The sequence below is a fragment of the Pseudomonas sp. Pseusp49 genome (assembly GCF_059491875.1).
This window is the reverse complement of record NZ_CP168514.1, coordinates 2,008,279-2,029,145: the sequence shown is the minus strand read 5'-3', so window position 1 is coordinate 2,029,145 and position 20,867 is coordinate 2,008,279. Positions and strand designations below refer to the sequence as shown.

The following is a 20,867-nucleotide window of genomic DNA, read 5'->3' as shown; positions in this document are numbered from 1 at the left end:
GCTCAGGCGTCCGTCAGGGCGGAGATCACCAGATCGCAACTGCGCTGGCCATACGCGGTCAGCACGGTGCGGATCTGCGCAAAGTCACGGGCGATCACGGCCGCGAGCAGGCGTTCGAACAGTTCCAGGTATTCGCTCATCGACGCCTTGCGCTGATCCAGGGCAAGGAAATAGGCACGGCTCATGGCCGGCTGCAGATTCTCGACAGTTTCCTGCAGGTACGGGTTGTTGGCAAACCCGTACGTGGCGCGCATCACGTTGAAACTGTCGTCGACGAAGGTGTGGATGTCCTGGCGCTCGTAGCTGGCAGTCAGGCGCTGCTGGATCTGCACGAACGGCGCCAGGTCGGCCTGGACTTTCCAGCCGCTGGCCACGGCGTTGGCCAGCAGGATGTACATCTCGCTCATCAGCGTGCACAGGCTCTGCACCTTGTGCGGCGTGAGCTCGGTGACGTGGGCGCCACGTCGCGGCAGGATCGCGATCAGGTGGCGACGCTCGAGGATCAGCAAGGCCTCGCGGACCGAACCGCGGCTGACATTGAGGGCCAGCGTGACCTTCTGTTCCTGGATGCGCTCCCCGGGCTTCATTTCGCCGCGAATGATGCGTTCGGCGAGGTGGTGAGCGATTTGCTCGGCGAGGCTGTCCGGCGCCTTGAACGTCATGGTTGTCCTTCAAACTCTTTGATCTGTACAAGCGGCGCAGTGTAGCGCAATTGCTGCGTCAGGGCGGAGTGCCCGCCCGGAGGTTTTTGGCACGATTCAAGCAAAAAAGCAGGCTATCGAACCAACGACAATAATTAAGGAACAGGTGGTTAATCGACAAAATGCAATTTCCTGACCTTTAAGTCAGAAAATCATTGACCGAAAAGTCAGACCTGCTAAATTCGGTTCCTATCGGTTAACAACAATAATGAGTCTGCGAGGCCTTCCGTGATCCAGTTTTTACTAAACCAGGAACTCCGTAGCGAGCACGCCCTGGACCCGAACCTGACCGTGCTCAATTATCTGCGCGACCATGTGGGCAAACCCGGCACCAAAGAAGGCTGCGCCAGCGGTGACTGCGGCGCCTGCACCGTGGTCGTCGGCGAATTGCAGACCGATGACGACGGCCGCGAACACATTCGCTATCGCAGCCTCAACTCATGCCTGACCTTCGTATCGTCCCTGCACGGCAAACAACTGATCAGCGTTGAAGACCTCAAGCACAAGGGTGAACTGCACAGCGTGCAAAAAGCCATGGTCGAGTGCCACGGCTCGCAATGCGGCTTCTGCACCCCCGGCTTCGTGATGTCGCTGTTTGCCCTGCAAAAGAACAGCGATGCACCGGATCATGCCAAGGCCCACGAAGCACTGGCCGGCAATCTCTGCCGCTGCACCGGTTACCGGCCGATCCTGGAAGCCGCCGAGCAGTCCTGCTGCGGCAAGCAGCCGGACCAGTTCGACGCCCGCGAGGCCGACACCATCGCGCGCCTGAAAGCCATTGCCCCGACCGATATCGGCGAACTCAACAGCGGCGACAAACGCTGCCTGGTGCCGCTGACCGTGGCCGACCTGGCCGACCTCTACGACGCTTATCCACAGGCCCGCCTGCTGGCCGGCGGCACCGACCTGGCGCTGGAAGTCACGCAATTCCACCGCACCCTGCCGGTGATGATCTACGTTGGCAACGTCGCCGAGATGAAACGCATCGACCGCTTTGAAGATCGCCTGGAAATCGGTGCCGCCACCGCCCTTTCCGATTGCTACGAAGCGTTGAACGCCGAGTACCCGGACTTCGGTGAATTGCTGCACCGCTTCGCGTCCCTGCAGATCCGCAACCAGGGCACCCTCGGCGGCAACATCGGCAACGCCTCGCCGATTGGCGATTCGCCGCCCCTGCTGATCGCCCTCGGCGCGCAAATCGTCCTGTGCAAAGGTGAAACCCGCCGCACCCTGGCGCTGGAAGATTACTTCATCGATTACCGCGTCACGGCGCGCCAGGAAAGCGAGTTCATCGAGAAGATCATCGTGCCGCGCGCCAGCGTCGAAAAACTGTTCCGCGCCTACAAGGTCTCCAAGCGCCTGGACGATGACATTTCGGCAGTTTGCGCGGCCTTCAACATTCGCCTGGAAAACGGCGTGGTCGCCGAGGCCCGTGTCGCCTTCGGCGGCATGGCCGCGATCCCGAAACGTGCTGCCGCCTGCGAAGCCGCGTTGCTCGGCTCGCCATTCAATAACGCCACCGTTGAACGCGCCTGCGCGGCCCTGGGCGAAGACTTCACACCGCTCTCGGACTTCCGCGCCAGCAAGGAATATCGCCTGCTCAGCGCGCAGAACCTGCTGCGCAAATACTTCATCGAACTGCAAACACCGCACATCGAGACCCGGGTGACCGCTTATGTCTAATCATCACGCCGTAGAGAAGACCCAAGCCGAACTGGCTGAACTGTTCGCCAAGGACCTGACCACCGGTGTCGGCCGCAGCGTCAAGCACGACAGCGCCGCCAAGCATGTGGCCGGTGAAGCGCAGTACATCGACGATCGCCTGGAATTCCCCAACCAGTTGCACGTTTATGCGCGCATGTCGGACCGTGCCCACGCCCGCATCATCAGCATCGACACCTCGCCCTGCTACGCCTTCGAAGGCGTGCGCATCGCCATCACCCACGAAGACGTGCCGGGCCTGAAGGACATCGGTCCGTTGTTGCCGGGCGATCCGCTGCTGGCCATCGACACCGTGCAGTTCGTCGGTCAGCCAGTGGTCGCCGTCGCGGCGAAAGACCTGGAAACCGCGCGCAAGGCGGCCATGGCTGCGATCATCGAATACGAGGACCTTGAGCCTGTGCTGGACGTGGTCGAAGCCCTGCGCAAGCGCCACTTCGTACTCGACAGCCACACCCACAAGCGCGGCGATTCGGCCACGGCGCTGGCCACTGCCGAGCACCGCATCCAGGGCACCCTGCACATCGGCGGCCAGGAGCACTTCTACCTGGAAACCCAGATCTCTTCGGTGATGCCGACCGAAGACGGCGGCATGATCGTCTACTGCTCCACGCAGAACCCCACCGAAGTGCAGAAACTGGTGGCCGAAGTCCTGGACGTGTCGATGAACAAGATCGTCGTCGACATGCGCCGCATGGGCGGCGGTTTCGGCGGCAAGGAAACCCAGGCGGCGAGCCCCGCGTGCCTGTGCGCGGTGATCGCCCACCTCACCGGCCAGCCGACCAAGATGCGCCTGCCACGGGTCGAAGACATGCTGATGACCGGCAAGCGTCACCCCTTCTATGTCGAGTACGACGTCGGCTTCGACAGCACCGGTCGCCTGCACGGCATCAACCTGGAACTGGCCGGCAACTGCGGTTGCTCGCCTGACCTGTCGGCGTCGATCGTCGACCGCGCAATGTTCCACTCGGACAACTCGTATTACCTGGGCGATGCGACCATCAACGGTCACCGCTGCAAGACCAACACCGCCTCGAACACCGCTTACCGTGGCTTCGGCGGCCCGCAAGGCATGGTCGCCATCGAAGAAGTGATGGACGCCATCTCCCGCCATCTGGCCCTGGATCCTTTGGCCGTGCGCAAGGCCAACTACTACGGCAAGACCGAGCGCAACGTCACTCACTACTACCAGACCGTCGAGCACAACATGCTCGAGGAGATGACCGCCGAACTGGAAGAAAGCAGTCAGTACGCCGAGCGCCGCGAAGCGATCCGTCGCTACAACGCCAACAGTCCGATCCTGAAAAAAGGCCTGGCGCTGACCCCGGTGAAATTCGGTATTTCCTTCACCGCCAGCTTCCTCAACCAGGCCGGTGCCCTGGTGCACGTCTACACCGACGGCAGCATCCACCTGAACCACGGTGGCACCGAAATGGGCCAGGGCCTGAACACCAAGGTCGCGCAGGTCGTGGCCGAAGTGTTCCAGGTGGAAATGGACCGCGTGCAGATCACCGCGACCAACACCGACAAGGTGCCGAACACCTCGCCGACCGCCGCGTCCAGCGGTGCCGACCTGAACGGCAAGGCTGCGCAGAACGCTGCCGAAACCATCAAGCAGCGCCTGGTGGAATTTGCCGCGCGCCAGTACAAGGTCAGCGAAGAAGACGTGGAGTTCCACAACGGCCACGTGCGGGTCCGCGATCACATCCTGACGTTCGAAGCGTTGATCCAGCAGGCGTATTTCGCCCAGGTCTCGCTGTCGAGCACCGGCTTCTACAAGACCCCGAAAATCTACTACGACCGCAGTCAGGCCCGTGGCCGGCCGTTCTACTACTTCGCCTTTGGCGCGGCCTGCTGCGAAGTGCTGGTCGACACCCTGACCGGCGAATACAAGATGCTGCGCACCGACATCCTCCACGACGTCGGCGCCTCGCTGAACCCGGCCATCGACATCGGTCAGGTCGAGGGCGGTTTCATCCAGGGCATGGGCTGGCTGACCATGGAAGAGCTGGTGTGGAACAACAAAGGCAAGCTGATGACCAACGGCCCGGCCAGCTACAAGATCCCGGCCGTGGCGGACATGCCGCTGGACCTGCGGGTGAAGCTGGTGGAAAACCGCAAGAACCCGGAAGACACGGTGTTCCATTCCAAGGCTGTGGGCGAGCCGCCGTTCATGCTCGGCATCGCCTCGTGGTGTGCGATCAAGGACGCCGTGGCGAGCCTGGGTGATTACAAACATCAACCGAAGATCGACGCACCGGCGACTCCAGAGCGGGTGTTGTGGGGCTGTGAGCAGATGCGCCAGTTGAAGGCGGCCAAGGCTGTCGAGGCTGAAACCGAGTTGGCTTCGCTCTAAGACCGAGGTGCGGCCTTCGCGAGCAAGCCCGCTCCCACATTGAAATGCATTCCAAATGTGGGAGCGGGCTTGCTCGCGAAGAGGCCCGAACTGACAACAGAGATGTTGAGGTGAAACATGTACAACTGGATCGACGCCCTCGCCGACCTGCAAAACCGGGGTGAACCCTGCGTTCTGGTAACCATCATCGAAGAGCTCGGCTCTACGCCGCGCAATGCCGGCTCGAAGATGGTCATCAGCGCGAACCAGGCCTTCGACACCATTGGTGGCGGGCACCTGGAATACAAGGCCATGAAGATCGCCCGCGAGATGCTGGTCAGCGGCAAGCAGGACACCCATCTGGAGCGTTTCAGCCTCGGCGCCAGCCTCGGCCAGTGCTGTGGCGGTGCCACCGTTCTGTTGTTCGAACCGATGGGCCAGGTGCAGGCGCAGATCGCCGTGTTCGGTGCTGGCCACGTCGGCCGCGCCCTGGTGCCGCTGCTGGCCAGCCTGCCTTGCCGGGTGCGCTGGATCGACTCGCGGGAAGATGAATTCCCCGAACAGATCCCCCACGGCGTGCGCAAGATCGTCAGCGAAGAACCGGTGGATGAAATCGATGATTTGCCCGCCGGCAGCTATTGCATCGTGATGACCCACAACCACCAGCTCGACCTCGAACTGACCGCCGCGATCCTCAAGCGCAACGACTTCGCCTACTTCGGCCTGATCGGTTCGAAGACCAAACGGGTGAAGTTCGAACATCGCCTGCGCGACCGCGGTTTCGACAACAGCGTCGTGCAACGCATGCGCTGCCCGATGGGCATCGGCGAAGTCAAAGGCAAGTTGCCTGTGGAAATCGCCATCTCCATCGCCGGCGAAATCATCGCCACCTATAACGCGAACTTCGGCCAGCAGACCTCCAGCGCCGAACCGATTGCCAAACTGCTGCCCGCGTCACGCCGCAGCCAAACCGCAAACTTGAAAGCCTCGAACTGAGAATCTCATGCCTCTGACTCGCAAAGCTTACCGCGCCGCCATCCTGCACAGCATCGCCGACCCTGCCGAAGTCGGTATCGAAGCCTCCTACGAGTATTTCGAAGACGGCTTGCTGGTTGTGGATAACGGCCAGATCAGCGCCCTGGGCCACGCCAGCGAATTGCTGCCGACCCTGCCGGCGGATATCGAGATCACCCACTATCAGGATGCGCTGATCACCCCCGGCTTCATCGACACCCACATCCACCTGCCGCAAACCGGCATGGTCGGCGCCTATGGCGAGCAATTGCTGGACTGGCTCAACACCTACACCTTCCCCTGCGAAAGCCAGTTCGCCGACAAGGGCCACGCCGATCAGGTCGCGGACATTTTCATCAAGGAACTGCTGCGCAACGGCACCACCACCGCGCTGGTGTTCGGCAGCGTGCACCCGCAATCGGTGAACTCGTTCTTCGAAGCGGCCGAGCAGCTCGACCTGCGGATGATCGCCGGCAAGGTGATGATGGACCGCAACGCCCCGGACTACCTGACCGATACCGCCGAATCCAGCTACGTCGACAGCAAGGCGCTGATCGAGCGCTGGCACGGCAAGGGTCGCCTGCACTACGCCGTCACCCCACGCTTCGCACCGACCAGCACCCCGGAACAGCTGACCCTGGCCGGCCAGTTGCTGACCGAATACCCGGATCTGTACATGCAGACCCACATCAGCGAAAACCTCAAGGAAATCGAGTGGGTCAAGGCGCTGTTCCCCGAGCGCAAAGGCTACCTGGACGTCTACGACCACTACCAGTTGCTCGGCGAGCGCTCGGTGTTCGCCCACGGTGTGCACCTGTGCGATGACGAGTGCGCGCGCCTGGCAGAAACCGGTTCGGCCATCTCGTTCTGCCCGACCTCGAACTTCTTCCTCGGCAGCGGCCTGTTCAACCTGCCGATGGCCGAGAAGCATAAGCTCAATGTCGGCATCGGCACCGATGTCGGCGGTGGCACCAGTTTCTCGCTGCTGCAAACCCTTAACGAAGCCTACAAGGTGATGCAGCTGCAAGGTGCGCGCCTGAGCCCGTTCAAGTCGCTGTACCTGGCCACCCTCGGCGGCGCCCGTGCGCTGCGCCTGGAAGACAAGATCGGCACCCTGCAACCGGGCACCGACGCCGACTTCCTGGTGCTGGACTACAACGCCACGCCGCTGCTGGGCTATCGCCTGAAGCAGGCCAACAACATCGCCGAGACGTTGTTTGTGTTGATGACGCTGGGGGATGACCGGACTGTGTTGCAGACGTATGCGGCGGGGAACCTAGTGCATCAGCGATAAGGTATTCCGGGCATAAAAAATCCCCCGTTGCTTTTCAGCACGGGGGATTTTTATTGTCTGTAAAAAGATCGCAGCCTTCGGCAGCTCCTACAGGTGTACGCATGCCCTTGTAGGAGCTGCCGAAGGCTGCGATCTTTTTCTATCAGAGCTTGGCGGTCGATCGACCCGGCTTCTTGGTCTGCAGCAAATGCGAGAACACCGCATGCAGGTCATCCGAAGCACTTTCCTCGTCGAGGTTGAGCTTGCTGTCGATGTGATCCATGTGATGCATCATCAGGTTCACCGCCAGTTCAGCGTCGCGCTTCTCGATGGCGTCGATCAACTGGGTGTGCTCGTCGTAGGAACAGTGGGAGCGGTTGCCGCTTTCGTACTGGGCGATGATCAGCGACGTCTGGGACACCAGGCTGCGCTGGAAGCTGATCAACGGGGCGTTTTTCGCCGCTTCAGCCAGTTTCAGGTGGAATTCGCCCGACAGGCGGATGCCGGCACCACGGTCGCCACGGGAGAAGCTGTCGCGTTCGTCGTTGACCATCTGGCGCAATTCGGCGATCTGCTCGGCGGTGGCGTGCTGCACCGCCAGTTCGGTGATCGCGCGCTCGACCAGACGCCGGGCCATGAACACCTGGCGCGCCTCTTCGACACTCGGGCTGGCAACCACGGCGCCGCGATTCGGACGCAACAACACCACACCTTCATGGGCCAGGCGCGACAGGGCGCGGCGAATGATGGTGCGGCTGACCCCGAAAATTTCCCCCAGCGCTTCTTCGCTCAACTTGGTGCCGGGCGCCAGGCGCTGCTCGAGGATGGCCTCGAAGATATGCGCGTAGACAATATCGTCCTGGGTACCGCTGCGGCCGGCTTTGCCTGCTCGCGGTTGTTTCTTTAGGGGTTGCAACTGTTCGTTCATGGGCACTCGAGTCGGAAGAACTGCGGCGAATTGACCGTGACTGTAATACGGCACAGTGGGTCGCTGGCAAGTATCGCGTAAAAAACACTGCGATTGTACACAATGGATGGTGGCAACACGACTGTACGGCTGAATGTTGCCTCGGCTGTATCGCAACACCTGATTACTTTTGAGTTTAGGCTTTAACGCAGATTCCGCTGCCTAAACACGATTCCTGTAGGAGCTGCCGAAGGCTGCGATCTTTTGATTTTTCAAGATCAAAAGATCGCAGCCTTCGGCAGCTCCTACAGGGCACATCTTCATGAGTAGAAGGCCCCGTCATGAACGACGCCACCCACACGCAAATCCGCCCGCTGGCCGACACCTCGCCCTCGGCCATCGTCGCCGGATTCATCGCCATGATGACCGGCTACACCAGCTCCCTGGTGCTTATGTTCCAGGCCGGGCAAGCGGCGGGCTTGAGCAGCGGGCAGATTTCTTCGTGGATCTGGGCGATCTCCATCGGCATGGCGGTGTGCTCCATCGGCCTGTCCCTGCGTTATCGCACGCCGATCACCATTGCCTGGTCGACCCCCGGTGCCGCGCTGCTGATCACCAGCCTGGGCGGCGTGAGCTACGGCGAAGCCATTGGTGCCTATATGACCTGCGCGGTGCTGGTGACGATTTGCGGGCTGACCGGCAGCTTCGAACGGCTGGTGAAAAAAATCCCGGCCTCCCTGGCCGCCGCCCTGCTGGCAGGGATCCTGTTCAAGATCGGCAGCGAGATTTTCGTCGCCGCACAACACCGCACGGCCCTGGTACTGGGGATGTTCGTCACTTATCTGCTGGTCAAGCGCCTGTCGCCGCGCTATGCGGTGCTGGCCGCCTTGCTGATCGGCACGGCATTGTCAGGTTTCATGGGGCTGCTGGACTTCAGCGGTTTCCACCTGGAGGTCGCCACGCCGGTCTGGACCACACCGCAGTTCTCCCTGGCGGCGACCATCAGCATCGGCATCCCGCTGTTTGTCGTCGCCATGACCTCACAGAACATGCCCGGCATCGCCGTATTGCGCGCCGATGGCTACACCGTGCCAGCCTCGCCGCTGATCACCACCACCGGCATCGCCAGTTTGCTGCTGGCCCCCTTCGGCTCACACGGGATCAACCTGGCGGCGATCAGCGCGGCGATCTGCACCGGTCCGCACGCCCATGAAGATCGCAACAAACGCTACACCGCCGCCGTCTGGTGCGGGATTTTCTACGGGATCGCCGGCGTGTTCGGCGCGACACTCGCGGCATTGTTTGCCGCACTGCCCAAGGAGCTGGTGCTGTCGATTGCCGCGCTGGCGCTGTTCGGCTCGATCATCAACGGCCTGAGCATCGCCATGAGCGAAGTGAAGGAACGTGAAGCGGCGCTCATCACCTTCATGGTCACGGCTTCGGGGCTGACGCTGTTTTCCATCGGTTCGGCGTTCTGGGGCATTGTCGCGGGGGTGGTGACGCTGCTGATTCTGAACTGTAGGAGCGAGCCTGCTCGCGATGGTCGTCAACGATAACGCTGGAAGCCTGACACCCCGCGGTGTTCTCAGGTTCATCGCGAGCAAGCTCGCTCCTACAAAAAAAAGCAAAAAAAAACGGCGACCCTTGGGTCGCCGTTTTTTTCAGAACATCAAGCTACCGGATTGATCGGCTTTTCCGGGTACCAGACGTCCAGCAGCGGGCTGACTTCAACGCTGGTCAGCTCGGTGCGGCCTTTGAGCCAGGCTTCAACGGCAGCGCGCTGTTCAGCGCTGACCGAGCCACGCTTCTGAAGGCAAACCAGACCGTAGTCGTCGCCGCCAACATAACCCAGGCCGTTGGCTTCCATGGCTTCTTTGAGGAACGCATCGAGGAAAGCATCAATGGCTTCATCAGCCAAATCTTCTTTGAAATCCAGGTTCAGTTCGAAACCCAGCTCTTGAAATTCATCGACGCACAGTTTTTTGCGCAGACGCTGGGAACGGTTAGTCGCCATTGGAACAATCCTCTTAAGTAATAACGGGCGGCACTTTAGCAGTTTAAGCCGCCGATTGCCTGACTCTCTGGGCCACCACGCCTACCGTCGGTAAAAAAATAGCCGATCAGACACCCCTCGCACGGCACAAGCCGTGACACCTTGGGGCATAATGCCGACACTTTCATGACCATTGAGGGAATTTATCTTCATGCCCTCATCTTTTTTCCCCTCGGCTGTAGGGTTTTATTTCAGATGATCAAATCTTTGCGTCCATTGCTGTTGGCCGGTTTTCTTCTCCCCCTGGCCCTCCCCGTTTCTGCAGCTCCGGTCAATACTGCGCTGTCGCCCAACGTTGAAAAAGCCCTGAAAGCCAGCAAGCTGCAGGACAACGCCCTGTCGCTGGTGATGATCCCGCTCACCGGCCCCGGCACCCCGACGGTGTTCAATGCCGACGTCTCGGTCAACCCGGCGTCGACCATGAAACTGGTCACCACCTACGCGGCCCTGGAAATGCTCGGCCCGAACCACCAGTGGAAAACCGAGTTCTACACCGACGGCACCCTCAGTGGCGGCATCCTCAATGGCAACCTCTACCTCAAGGGTGGCGGCGATCCGAAGCTGAACATGGAAAAACTCTGGCTGTTGATGCGTGACCTGCGTGCCAACGGTGTCACCCAGGTCACCGGCGACCTGGTGCTGGATAAAACCTTCTTCGTGCAGCCGCAACTGCCGGAGTTCAATGACGACGGCAACGACGAGAACAAGCCGTTCCTGGTCAAGCCCGACTCGCTGCTGGTCAACCTCAAGGCGCTGCGCTTCGTTGCGCGCAATGACTCGGGCAAGGTCCTGGTCTCGGTGGAACCGCCGATTGCGAGCATCCGCATCGACAACCAGGTCAAGGCCCTCAATTCCAAGCAATGCACCGGTGGCGTGCGTTACAACCCGGTGGCGCAAGCCGATGGCACCGTGACCGTTACCGTCGGCGGTCAATTGGGTGAAGGCTGCAGCTCGCAGACTTACCTGTCGCTGCTCGACCACGCGACCTACACCGCCGGCGCCGTCCGCGCGATCTGGAAGGAACTGGGTGGCAGCATCCAGGGCAGGGATGTGCTGGCGCCAACCCCTAAAGACGCCAAGGTTCTGGCCCGGGCGTTCTCGCCGGACCTGGCGGAAATCATCCGCGACATCAACAAGTACAGTAACAACACCATGGCCCAGCAGTTGTTCCTGAGCCTGGGCCAACGTTTCCGCACCGATGCCGATGGTGACGACGCCAAGGCTGCCCAGCGTGTCGTGCGTCAGTGGCTGGCGAAAAAGGGCATCACCGCGCCGCACCTGGTGATGGAGAACGGCTCCGGCCTGTCCCGCGCCGAGCGCGTCAGCGCCCGGGAATTGGCCTCGATGCTCGAAGCGGCGTGGCACAGCCCGTATGCCGCCGAGTACATCAGTTCGATGCCGATTGCCGGCACCGACGGCACCATGCGCAAGCGCCTGAAGACCACGGCGATGCGCGGCGAAGCCCACGTCAAGACCGGCACGCTGAACACCGTACGGGCGATTGCCGGCTTCAGTCGCGACGTCAACGGCAACACCTGGGCGGTGGTGGCGATCCTCAACGACAAGGCCCCGTTCGGCGCCTCGTCGGTGCTCGATCAGGTGCTGCTCGACCTGTACCGCCAACCGAAAGCGCCGCAGACGGCTTCGGTGTTGTAACCGGATCTAAAGAACACAGTAGATCTCCTGTGGGAGCGGGCTTGCTCGCGAAGACGGCGGCACATCCAACATCGATGTGACAGACAAGCCGCTTTCGCGAGCAAGCCCGCTCCCACATTAATTGTGTTAATTCATCTCCTCTTCTACCCGGTCTCGCCCTGCCTGCTTCGCCGCATAAACGCCCGAGTCCGCGCGCAACAGCAAGGCATCGGCGCCCTCCCCGGCGCGCCAACTGGCAATTCCGAAACTGGCGGTGACCGTACCGACGCCTTCAATGGGTGAGCTGCGCAGGCTGTGCCACAATTGCTGGGCCAGCACATAGGCATGTTCGCTGCCGATGTCCGGGCACAACACCATGAACTCCTCGCCGCCCAGCCGGCAGAACACATCGGTGCGACGCAGCCGGTGGCCGATCCGTTCGCACACTGCCTGCAACACCCGGTCACCGATGGCGTGGCCATGCAGGTCATTGATGCGCTTGAAATGGTCGATATCGAGCATGATCACCGACAAATCCCCACCGCCACGCTCCACCCGGGCCATTTCGGTGGTCAGGCGCTCCTGGAAATAACGCCGGTTATGGATACCGGTCAGGGAATCGGTGACTGACAATGCGCGCAATTCTTCTTCCACCCGCTTCATATCGGAAATGTCCGAGATGTAGCCGTGCCAGAGCACGCCGCCACCGGGCAACTCCTCCGGAGTGGCTTCGCCGCGCACCCAACGCACCCCGCGTTGCGGCAGTTGCACGCGGTACTCCTCGCGCCAGGGGCTGAGGGTTTCGGCCGAGGCGCGGATCGAGGCGCGGACACGGGTAGTGTCCTGGGGGTGAATCCGGGTGAAGATCGCTTCGGCATTGAGCAGCAGTACGTCGGGTTCCAGCTCGTAGATATCGCGAATGCCATCGCTGGCATAGATCACGCTGAAACGCCCGTCGAATTCCATCTTGAACTGGTAGATGCCGCCGGGCACGTGGGCGCTGAGCTTTTTCAACAGCAGGTCCCGCGCCGCGAGCGCTTCATGGACCCGCTTGCGTTCGGTGATGTCGATGCACACCGCCAGGTGCCCGACCCACAGGCCTTGCTCGTCGAGCACCGGCGTGGCCAGCATATTGACCATCAGATGGCTGCCATCGCCGCGCACCAGGGTCCACTCCCGCGCCTCGTGACCGCCCTCCACGTCGCCTTCCACCAGCATCGCCTGGCAGGTCGGCACCGGCTTGCCATAGCGCGCGCTCAACTCGGCCGAACGACCGGCCAGCTCCCGGGGCAGGTGCAGGTTCTCCAGGGTCATATGGCCGACCACTTCGGCACTGCTATAGCCGAGCATCTGCTCGGCACCGGCGTTGAACGTGCTGATGACGCCGCGCAGGTCGGTGGCGATGATCGCAACCTGGGTGGCGGCATTGAGCACGCCACGCAACTGACCATGGGTGCCACGCAGCTCCTGTTCTCGATCGCGCAGCTCCTGAGTACGCTGATCGACCAGTCTCAACGCCCGCTGCCGCTGACTGACCAGCACATAGAGCAAGGCACTGAGCAACAGGCTGAGCAAACCACCCAACACGACCAGACTGGTCACGGAGGAATGGTTGGCCTGCACGAACGCGTCGGAGGGCTGGATATCGACCTGATAGTCATGGTCGGCCATGCGCAACAGGCGCGTGGCCGACAACTCGCTGACGGCTGGCGGGTTGGGCGACTCGAACAGCACTTCGTGCTGGTCGTCGGTCGACAAATCGAGGATGCGTACCGAGAGATAGTCGCGACTTGCTTCCGGCAGTCCGTCCGCCAGCAATTGGCGCATGCTGATCACGGCCATGACATAACCGTAGGGCTTCGTGCCTTTGTCGTCCTGTCCGCTGCGCTGCGTGACCGGCGCGACCAGCAGCACGCCGCGCGCATAGGCCGGTTCGATACTCACCAGATGCATCGGTTGTGATACCGCCATGCCGCCATGCTGGTCGGCCCGTTCGAGCGTGGCACGCCGCAGGGGCTGGGCCAGCAAGTCGTAGCCGAGGGGGGAACCGAGTTTGCTTTGCGTCTGGCTGTACAGCACTGCCACGTACTCATCGCGCTCGCCGGCCAGTTGCAATTGGCCGTCGGCGTTGAGTTCTCTCAGGGTGAAGTTGTTCAAGCCCTCGTCTCGGACCCGTCGCTCGAACGCCGCCCGCTCGTCACGAGTGACCCGCTGGGCATAGGAATACGCCTGGGTTCGCAGCAGCAAAGGTTGGGTGTAGCCGTCGAATTCCGCTCGGGACACTGAACCGGAATTGGCGAAAAACCGGCGCAGGCCATCGAGGCGCTGCTCCTGATCTTCGAAACGTTCTTCGATACGGCTGTAACGCTCACTGGCCAGCAGTTGAAAGCGTTGCCGCAATTGATGGTGAAACAGATTCAGCGTCGACCACGCCAGCAACCCGGTGAGCACCCCGCCGATCAACAAAACCAGCAGCGCGACCAGCCAGGCCGAGGCATCTTCGCTGATAAAACCCAGGATCTTGGGGCGCACGGCGTGCAACGACATAAAACGCAACTCAAAACAAACGCCAGGTGCGGGAAAGCCCTTTGGCCCTGAGTTGAGTTATAGCTATTAGCCACTAATTTGACCAGCACCCTGTAGGAGCGAGCCTGCTCGCGATGGACTCAAGAACACCGCGTGCTTTCAGACAGCCCGCATTATCGTTATCGACCATCGCGAGCAAGCTCGCTCCTACAGGGGGGCAACCATCAACGTGCCATGATTTTCCAGGCACGATGGATCTTGGCGTTGCGCGCAAAATCCGGATCGAGGGTCTGGGCAGTGATGTCCTCGACCGCATAACGCTCGCCGAGATTGGCCTCCAGTTCGAACTTGCGGAAGTTGTTGGAGAAGTACAACACGCCACCGGGTGCCAGGCGCGCCATGGCCAGGTCGATCAGTTGCACCTGGTCGCGCTGCACGTCGAACACGCCTTCCATGCGCTTGGAGTTGGAGAACGTCGGCGGGTCGATGAAGATCAGGTCGTACTCGTCACGACTGGCTTCGAGCCACGCCATCACATCGCCCTGCTCCAGGCGGTTCTTGTCGGAAAAACCGTTCAGCGACAGGTTGCGACGCGCCCAGTCCAGATAAGTCTTCGACAGGTCGACACTGGTGGTGCTGCGCGCGCCGCCCTTGGCCGCATGCACACTGGCCGTTGCGGTGTAGCAGAACAGATTGAGGAAGCGCTTGCCGGCCGCCTCTTTCTGGATACGCATGCGCATCGGCCGATGATCAAGGAACAGACCGGTGTCGAGGTAGTCGGTGAGGTTCACCAGCAACTTCACACCGCCTTCATTGACCTCGACAAACTTGCCCTGCGCCGCCTGGCGCTCGTACTGTTTGGTGCCGCTCTGACGCTCGCGGCGCTTGACCACCACACGGTTCTTGTCGATGTTCAGCGCCTGCGGGATGGCGGCCAGGGCATCGAACATGCGGGCCGACGCTTTTTCCGGATCGATGGATTTCGGCGCGGCGTACTCCTGAACATGGACCCAGTCGTGATACAGGTCGATGGCCATGGAGTATTCCGGCATGTCGGCATCGTACACGCGGTAGCAGTCGATACCTTCACGCTTGACCCACTTGCCCATGGCCTTGAGGTTCTTTTGCAGGCGGTTGGCGAACATCTGCCCGCCTTCGCTCAGGCGCGGCTGCTCGACCACCGGAGCCGGTGCCGGCGTCGGTTTGATCGGGTTGCCGTTTTTGTTGAACTTGCGCTCCTGCGGTTCGTTCGGCGTCTGATCGTAGGCGGCTTGCTCACGCTCGACCTGGCGCTGTTCCGGCGTACGACGCTCGCCGGTGACGAACTGATCGGGCAGCACCTTGATCAGCAGCAGCTTGCACGGCAAGGCGCCGTTCCAGAACGAATACTGCTTGTGGCTGCGGATGCCCATGCGCTTGCCCAGGTCCGGCGCGCCGGTGAACACCGCCGCTTCCCAGTTCAGGCAGGCCTGACGCAGGCGCTCGCCGAGGTTCTGGTAGAGGTAGAGCAGGCTCGCCTCGTCGCCCAGACGCTCGCCGTACGGAGGGTTGCAGATCACCAGGCCTTTCTGGTTCTGGTCCGGGCGCGGCTCGAACGTCGCGACTTCACCCTGGTAGATCTTGATCCACTCGCTCAGACCGGCCCGCTCGACGTTGTTGCGACCCGGTTGAATCAGCCGCGGATCGGCTTCGTAGCCACGGATCCACAGTGGTGTCTTGGCCAGGCCGGCCGCGGCGCGCTCGGACGCTTCTTCGTGGAGTTTTTTCCACAACGCCGGGACGTGACCGAGCCAGGCAGTGAAGCCCCATTGCTCGCGGCGCAGGTTCGGCGCGATGTCGGCGGCGATCATCGCCGCTTCCACCAGGAACGTACCGACACCGCACATCGGGTCGGCCAGCGCGCCGCCTTCGGCCGCGATACGTGGCCAGCCGGAACGGATGAGGATGGCGGCCGCGAGGTTTTCCTTCAGCGGTGCCGCACCCTGCTGCAGGCGATAGCCGCGCTGGTGCAGGCTGTGGCCGGACAGGTCGAGGGACAGAATGGCTTCGCCGCGGTCCAGGCGCAGGTGAATGCGCAGGTCCGGATTGAGCTTGTCGATGGACGGACGGTCGCCTTGCGGGGTGCGCAGTTTGTCGACGATGGCGTCCTTGACCTTCAGCGCGCCGAAGTGGGTGTTGTCGATACCCGAGCCATGGCCGCTGAATTCGACGGCCAGGGTGCCGTCATTGAGCATGTGGTCTTGCCACTCGATGTCCAGCACGCCGTGGTACAGGTCTTCGGCGTCCTTCATCGGGAAACGCTTGAGCACCAGCAACACGCGGTTGGCCAGGCGTGACCACAGGCACAGGCGATAAGCGGTTTCCATGGTGGCCATGCCGCGCACGGCAGAGGTGTGCTCCCGCGCTTCCTCAAGGCCAAGCCCGACGGCTTCCTCGATGAGCAGGCCTTCAAGGCCTTTTGGGCAAGTGAGGAAGAGTTCGAAACGATCGGACATGGGAATTCCAGAACCTTTAGCTGAGTGACCGGGCAACGCATTGCCGGTCCGGTTTTCAATCAGGCGCTTTTCTCGAAGAGCGCCCGCGTGGCACGAAGGTGTGCCGTTCCACCCCTGCTGCTCGGGTTAAATGAGCTTAGATGCAAGGACAGATAAAAAAGTTGATGCAATGAAATGTCATAAGTCGACCCTTCGTCGAATAGTGCCTCCCGGCAACGGGAGCCATTCTCACTAAAGGATTAAGCCCATCATCCAGCGCAGAGCCGATCATACCGGGGTTTAGCTAATAAATACGCTACAAACACTCTGTTACTTATGGCCTTAACACATGAATGGTTACGTCCTTATGACAAAACGATCATTCCCTCGATGTGACGCATTGGTTAGAACTCAACTCAGGTTGGCGCCGCAATGACGCCAACACCTTGGCTCGTCACGCCGGCAACGAGCCCCCAACGGCAGAGTTTTTCTGCCAGACCTCAATAGAGGTCGACGCGATAAATACAGTCAACAAGTGAGGGCAACACCCTATGAGAAGACTTAAGCGTGATCCGTTGGAAAGAGCATTTTTGCGCGGATATCAATATGGCGTTGGTGGCAAATCCCGTGAGCTTTGCCCATTTACTCTACCGTCGGTACGCCAAGCCTGGATCAACGGCTGGCGAGAAGGACGCGGCGACAACTGGGACGGTATGACCGGCACTGCGGGAATCCACAGACTCAACGAACTTCACGCCGTCGGCTAATTACAGGGCACAACACTCCGACACGACAATCTGATTTTGTACTGAATTAACCACGCACGTCCCATCCGGACGGCGGGCTGCGGCCCAGGGGCTCCTTTAAAGGGGCCCTTTTTTATGAACGCAATTTTCCCCTGTAGGAGCTGCCGAAGGCTGCGATCTTTTGATCTTGAAAAATCAAAATCAAAAGATCGCAGCCTTCGGCAGCTCCTACAGGGGCCGGGTTTATCTCAGGGCGGCGATGGCGTCTACGGACTCGCGAATCAGCGCCGGGCCCTTGTAGATGAAGCCCGAATAGATCTGCACCAGGCTCGCGCCCGCGGTGATTTTCTCTGCGGCGTGCTTGCCTTCGGTAATACCGCCGGCCGCGATGATCGGCAGGCGACCACCCAGCTCCGATGCCAGCACCTTCACGGTGTGGGTGCTCTTGTCGCGAACCGGTGCGCCGGACAGACCACCGGCCTCGTCTCCATGTTCCATGCCTTCGACGCCGACGCGGCTCAGGGTGGTGTTGGTGGCGATGACCGCATCCATTCCGGTTTCGATCAGCGCTTGTGCAACCTGTGCGGTTTCTTCGTCGCTCATGTCCGGCGCGATCTTGATCGCCAGCGGTACATGCTTGCCATGACGCAAGGCCAGTTCCGCGCGGCGCTCGGCCAGATCGGCCAGCAACTGCTTGAGCGAGTCGCCGAATTGCAGGCTGCGCAGGCCCGGCGTATTCGGCGAACTGACGTTGACCGTCACATAGCTGGCGTGGGCGTACACTTTGTCCAGGCAGATCAGGTAGTCGTCCACGGCCCGCTCGACCGGCGTATCGAAGTTCTTGCCGATGTTGATGCCCAGCACGCCTTTGTATTTGGCCGCCGCCACGCGGGCCAGCAGGTGATCGACGCCGAGGTTGTTGAAGCCCATGCGATTGATGATCGCCTCGGCTTCCGGCAAACGGAACAGGCGAGGCTTGGGGTTGCCCGGCTGCGGACGCGGGGTGATGGTGCCGATTTCGACAAAGCCGAAACCCAGTTGGGCGAATCCATCGATGGCCGCGCCGTTCTTGTCCAGACCGGCGGCCAGGCCCACCGGGTTCGGGAAGTCCAGGCCCATGACATTCACCGGCTTCTTCGCCGGAGCCTTGCACAGCAAGCCGTTGAGTCCAAGACGCCCGCCCGCGCCGATCAGGTCCAGGGACAGATCGTGGGAGGTTTCCGGGGAGAGTTTGAACAACAGCTGACGGGCCAGGGTGTACATGGGCGGATTTGACTCGATTGGCGGCGAATTGAGGCGGCGATTATAGCCGGGCAACGGGGTGGCAAGCGAGGCGCGTGATCAAATCAACGGTTAATGGCATATGCCTTGCACCCTTCCGGGCACCAGCACCCACGCCAGCGTCGGAACGGGTGCAAAGACAATGGCGTCGTCCCCGGCCTGCCCCTGCACGGACCCGGGACGACGTTTTTTTTGCAAGGTGAACGCGCGATGAACGAACCGTCAGCCGGCCCACTGGCCTGGGTCAATGGCAGCGATGCCCCGGAAAAAACCGAAATCAATCTCGGGTTCATGGCCCTGAGCGACTGCGCCTCGGTGGTGGTCGCCGCCACCCAGGGCTTCGCCCAACCCTATGGTTTGACCCTGAACCTCAAGCGCCAGTCGTCCTGGGCCAACCTGCGGGACAAGCTGGTCAGCGGCGAACTCGATGCCGCCCACAGCCTCTACGGCCTGATTTACGCCGTTCACCTGGGCATCGGTGGCGTGGCCGCGACCGACATGGCGGTGTTGATGGGCCTGAATCAAAACGGCCAGAGCATCAATCTGTCCCGCGGCTTGCAGGCGCTAGGGGTGACCAGTCCTGAGGCATTGGATCGGCACGTGCACCAAACTCGCCCAAAACTCACCTTCGCCCAGACGTTTCCTACCGGCACCCACGCCATGTGGTTGTATTACTGGCTGGCCAGCCAGGGTATTCACCCGCTGCGAGATGTCGACAGCGTGGTGGTGCCGCCGCCGCAAATGGTCGCCCACCTGCGGGCCGGGCGTATCGACGGGTTCTGTGTCGGCGAACCCTGGTCCGCCAGCGCCGTGCAACAGGACCTCGGTTTCACCCTGGCCACGACCCAGGCCCTCTGGCCCGATCACCCGGAAAAGGTCCTCGGTTGCACCCGTGCGTTCGTCGAGCAATACCCCAATACCGCGCGGGTGTTGGTGATGGCGGTTCTGGAAGCCAGCCGCTTCATTGAAGAAAGCCGTGAAAATCTTCGCAGCACCGCGCAATTGCTCAGTGCAGCGCAATACCTCGATGCGCCGCTGGAATGCATCGAGCCGCGCCTGCTGGGCGACTATGTCGATGGCCTGGGCAATCGCTGGCAAGACCCGCACGCCCTGCGCTTCCATGGTGAAGGCGAGGTCAATCTGCCGTACCTGTCCGACGGCATGTGGTTCATGACCCAGTTCCGTCGCTGGGGTTTGTTGCGCGATGACCCGGATTACCTCGCCGTGGCCCGCCAAGTCCATCAACTGCAGTTGTATCGTGAAGCGGCCAGCGCCGTAGGCGTCGCGGCACCGGGCAAGGAGATGCGCAGCAGTCAATTGATCGACGGCAAGATCTGGGACGGTTCAGACCCAGCCGGTTATGCCCGCAGTTTCAAACTGCACGCCATGAGCGACAGCTCGCACCGATCCGCCAGCCGCTGACAGGAGACGACGAACATGCTGCGTATCCTGCTGATCAACGACACCGCGAAAAAAGTCGGACGCCTGAAGGCCGCCCTCACCGAGGCCGGTTTCGAAGTGATCGATGAATCCGGCCTGACCATCGACTTGCCCGAACGCGTCGAAACGGTGCGTCCGGACGTGATTCTGATCGATACCGAGTCACCCGGTCGCGATGTCATGGAACAAGTGGTGCTGGTCACTCGCGACCAGCCGCGACCGATTGTGATGTTCACCGACGAACATGACCCCGATGTGATGCGCCAGGCGATCAAGTCCGGGGTCAGTGCCTACATCGTCGAAGGCATTCACGCACAACGCCTGCAGCCGATTCTCGATGTGGCCATGGCACGCTTCGAAAGCGATCAGGCCTTGCGTGCCCAGTTGCAGGCCCGCGACCAGCAACTGGCCGAGCGCAAGCGCATCGAGCTGGCCAAAGGGCTGTTGATGAAAATGAAGGACTGTAACGAAGAGGAGGCCTACACACTGATGCGCCGGCAGGCGATGAGCCGCCAGCAGAAGCTGATTCAAGTGGCGGAGCAGATTATTGCCATGAGTGAATTGTTGGGTTGAGCCACAAAAGATCGCAGCCTTCGGCAGCTCCTACAGGAGCACACATTCCCTGTAGGAGCTGCCGAAGGCTGCGATCTTTTCCAATGTGGCACAGATCTGGCAAAGCAATCACCACAGGTAACCAACGGCGGTTGCCCCACCTACGACAAAGACGTCGCTCACCTCATTTGCCCTTGGCGGATCGGGTGGC

Annotated in this window: 15 protein-coding genes; 9 read left to right on the top strand and 6 right to left on the bottom strand. The window is 61.3% G+C overall.

Features of this window, described 5'->3' with window-relative positions; genetic code table 11:
• Nucleotides 1-2: 2 nt before the first annotated feature.
• Nucleotides 3-662 (bottom strand): GntR family transcriptional regulator, encoded by a 660-nt coding sequence (locus ACEN83_RS09080; RefSeq protein ID WP_015096020.1) that lies wholly within the window; start codon nt 660-662, stop codon nt 3-5.
• Nucleotides 663-929: 267 nt separating this feature from the next.
• Here ACEN83_RS09080 and xdhA point away from each other — a divergent pair, with 267 nt between their 5' ends.
• From xdhA to guaD, 4 genes are all read left to right on the top strand, one after another.
• Entirely contained in the window at nt 930-2,384 is a 1,455-nt protein-coding gene (gene xdhA / locus ACEN83_RS09075) for a xanthine dehydrogenase small subunit (protein WP_495580062.1), read from the top strand.
• Nucleotides 2,377-4,776 (top strand): xanthine dehydrogenase molybdopterin binding subunit, encoded by a 2,400-nt coding sequence (gene xdhB, locus ACEN83_RS09070; protein WP_258685129.1) that lies wholly within the window; start codon nt 2,377-2,379, stop codon nt 4,774-4,776. The genes xdhA and xdhB overlap by 8 nt, the downstream gene beginning before the upstream one ends.
• A gap of 117 nt (nt 4,777-4,893) precedes the next feature.
• A complete protein-coding gene (xdhC, locus tag ACEN83_RS09065) occupies nt 4,894-5,751 on the top strand; it encodes a xanthine dehydrogenase accessory protein XdhC (protein WP_495580061.1) in 858 nt (285 codons plus the stop codon).
• Between the two features lie 7 nt (nt 5,752-5,758).
• A complete protein-coding gene (guaD, locus tag ACEN83_RS09060; protein ID WP_495580060.1) occupies nt 5,759-7,063 on the top strand; it encodes a guanine deaminase in 1,305 nt (434 codons plus the stop codon).
• A gap of 142 nt (nt 7,064-7,205) precedes the next feature.
• On the opposite strand, the gene ACEN83_RS09055 is transcribed toward guaD, so the two are convergent.
• Nucleotides 7,206-7,970, bottom strand: coding sequence for a GntR family transcriptional regulator (locus tag ACEN83_RS09055; protein ID WP_008050187.1), 765 nt, complete (start codon nt 7,968-7,970; stop codon nt 7,206-7,208).
• A gap of 320 nt (nt 7,971-8,290) precedes the next feature.
• Between ACEN83_RS09055 and ACEN83_RS09050 the strand changes: the two genes are divergently transcribed.
• A complete protein-coding gene (locus ACEN83_RS09050; protein WP_218475083.1) occupies nt 8,291-9,505 on the top strand; it encodes a benzoate/H(+) symporter BenE family transporter in 1,215 nt (404 codons plus the stop codon).
• A gap of 113 nt (nt 9,506-9,618) precedes the next feature.
• Here the strand turns inward: ACEN83_RS09050 and ACEN83_RS09045 are convergent, their stop codons facing one another.
• Nucleotides 9,619-9,963, bottom strand: a complete 345-nt coding sequence (locus tag ACEN83_RS09045) for a YggL family protein (RefSeq protein ID WP_007971486.1) — start codon at nt 9,961-9,963, stop codon at nt 9,619-9,621.
• A gap of 234 nt (nt 9,964-10,197) precedes the next feature.
• On the opposite strand from ACEN83_RS09045, the gene dacB reads away from it, so the two are divergent.
• Nucleotides 10,198-11,658: a D-alanyl-D-alanine carboxypeptidase/D-alanyl-D-alanine endopeptidase gene (gene dacB, locus ACEN83_RS09040; RefSeq protein WP_495580059.1), complete on the top strand. Its 1,461-nt coding sequence runs from the start codon at nt 10,198-10,200 to the stop codon at nt 11,656-11,658.
• Nucleotides 11,659-11,784: 126 nt separating this feature from the next.
• On the opposite strand, the gene ACEN83_RS09035 is transcribed toward dacB, so the two are convergent.
• Both ACEN83_RS09035 and rlmKL read right to left on the bottom strand, forming a co-directional pair.
• Nucleotides 11,785-14,184: a sensor domain-containing diguanylate cyclase gene (locus ACEN83_RS09035; RefSeq protein ID WP_495580058.1), complete on the bottom strand. Its 2,400-nt coding sequence runs from the start codon at nt 14,182-14,184 to the stop codon at nt 11,785-11,787.
• Nucleotides 14,185-14,387: 203 nt separating this feature from the next.
• Nucleotides 14,388-16,658, bottom strand: a complete 2,271-nt coding sequence (rlmKL, locus tag ACEN83_RS09030; RefSeq protein WP_495580057.1) for a bifunctional 23S rRNA (guanine(2069)-N(7))-methyltransferase RlmK/23S rRNA (guanine(2445)-N(2))-methyltransferase RlmL — start codon at nt 16,656-16,658, stop codon at nt 14,388-14,390.
• Between the two features lie 530 nt (nt 16,659-17,188).
• On the opposite strand from rlmKL, the gene rmf reads away from it, so the two are divergent.
• Nucleotides 17,189-17,404: a ribosome modulation factor gene (gene rmf / locus ACEN83_RS09025; protein WP_003223300.1), complete on the top strand. Its 216-nt coding sequence runs from the start codon at nt 17,189-17,191 to the stop codon at nt 17,402-17,404.
• A 222-nt stretch (nt 17,405-17,626) separates the two neighbouring features.
• Here the strand turns inward: rmf and ACEN83_RS09020 are convergent, their stop codons facing one another.
• A complete protein-coding gene (locus tag ACEN83_RS09020) occupies nt 17,627-18,646 on the bottom strand; it encodes a quinone-dependent dihydroorotate dehydrogenase (protein ID WP_007971491.1) in 1,020 nt (339 codons plus the stop codon).
• 228 nt (nt 18,647-18,874) lie between these two features.
• Between ACEN83_RS09020 and ACEN83_RS09015 the strand changes: the two genes are divergently transcribed.
• The gene (locus tag ACEN83_RS09015) at nt 18,875-20,086 is read left to right on the top strand and encodes a CmpA/NrtA family ABC transporter substrate-binding protein (RefSeq protein WP_495580056.1); all 1,212 of its coding nucleotides are present in this window, start codon (nt 18,875-18,877) and stop codon (nt 20,084-20,086) included.
• Between the two features lie 15 nt (nt 20,087-20,101).
• Nucleotides 20,102-20,677, top strand: coding sequence for an ANTAR domain-containing response regulator (locus ACEN83_RS09010; protein ID WP_015096057.1), 576 nt, complete (start codon nt 20,102-20,104; stop codon nt 20,675-20,677).
• Nucleotides 20,678-20,867 lie beyond the last annotated feature (190 nt).

What these genes read in the sequence shown, in the direction of transcription:
- ACEN83_RS09080 (WP_015096020.1), bottom strand. Translation starts at nt 662, where the DNA reads ATGACGTTCAAGGCGCCGGACAGCCTCGCCGAGCAAATCGCTCACCAC.
- xdhB (WP_258685129.1), top strand. Translation starts at nt 2,377, where the DNA reads ATGTCTAATCATCACGCCGTAGAGAAGACCCAAGCCGAACTGGCTGAA.
- xdhC (WP_495580061.1), top strand. Translation starts at nt 4,894, where the DNA reads ATGTACAACTGGATCGACGCCCTCGCCGACCTGCAAAACCGGGGTGAA.
- guaD (WP_495580060.1), top strand. Translation starts at nt 5,759, where the DNA reads ATGCCTCTGACTCGCAAAGCTTACCGCGCCGCCATCCTGCACAGCATC.
- ACEN83_RS09055 (WP_008050187.1), bottom strand. Translation starts at nt 7,970, where the DNA reads ATGAACGAACAGTTGCAACCCCTAAAGAAACAACCGCGAGCAGGCAAA.
- ACEN83_RS09050 (WP_218475083.1), top strand. Translation starts at nt 8,291, where the DNA reads ATGAACGACGCCACCCACACGCAAATCCGCCCGCTGGCCGACACCTCG.
- ACEN83_RS09045 (WP_007971486.1), bottom strand. Translation starts at nt 9,963, where the DNA reads ATGGCGACTAACCGTTCCCAGCGTCTGCGCAAAAAACTGTGCGTCGAT.
- dacB (WP_495580059.1), top strand. Translation starts at nt 10,198, where the DNA reads ATGATCAAATCTTTGCGTCCATTGCTGTTGGCCGGTTTTCTTCTCCCC.
- ACEN83_RS09035 (WP_495580058.1), bottom strand. Translation starts at nt 14,184, where the DNA reads ATGTCGTTGCACGCCGTGCGCCCCAAGATCCTGGGTTTTATCAGCGAA.
- rlmKL (WP_495580057.1), bottom strand. Translation starts at nt 16,658, where the DNA reads ATGTCCGATCGTTTCGAACTCTTCCTCACTTGCCCAAAAGGCCTTGAA.
- rmf (WP_003223300.1), top strand. Translation starts at nt 17,189, where the DNA reads ATGAGAAGACTTAAGCGTGATCCGTTGGAAAGAGCATTTTTGCGCGGA.
- ACEN83_RS09020 (WP_007971491.1), bottom strand. Translation starts at nt 18,646, where the DNA reads ATGTACACCCTGGCCCGTCAGCTGTTGTTCAAACTCTCCCCGGAAACC.
- ACEN83_RS09015 (WP_495580056.1), top strand. Translation starts at nt 18,875, where the DNA reads ATGAACGAACCGTCAGCCGGCCCACTGGCCTGGGTCAATGGCAGCGAT.
- ACEN83_RS09010 (WP_015096057.1), top strand. Translation starts at nt 20,102, where the DNA reads ATGCTGCGTATCCTGCTGATCAACGACACCGCGAAAAAAGTCGGACGC.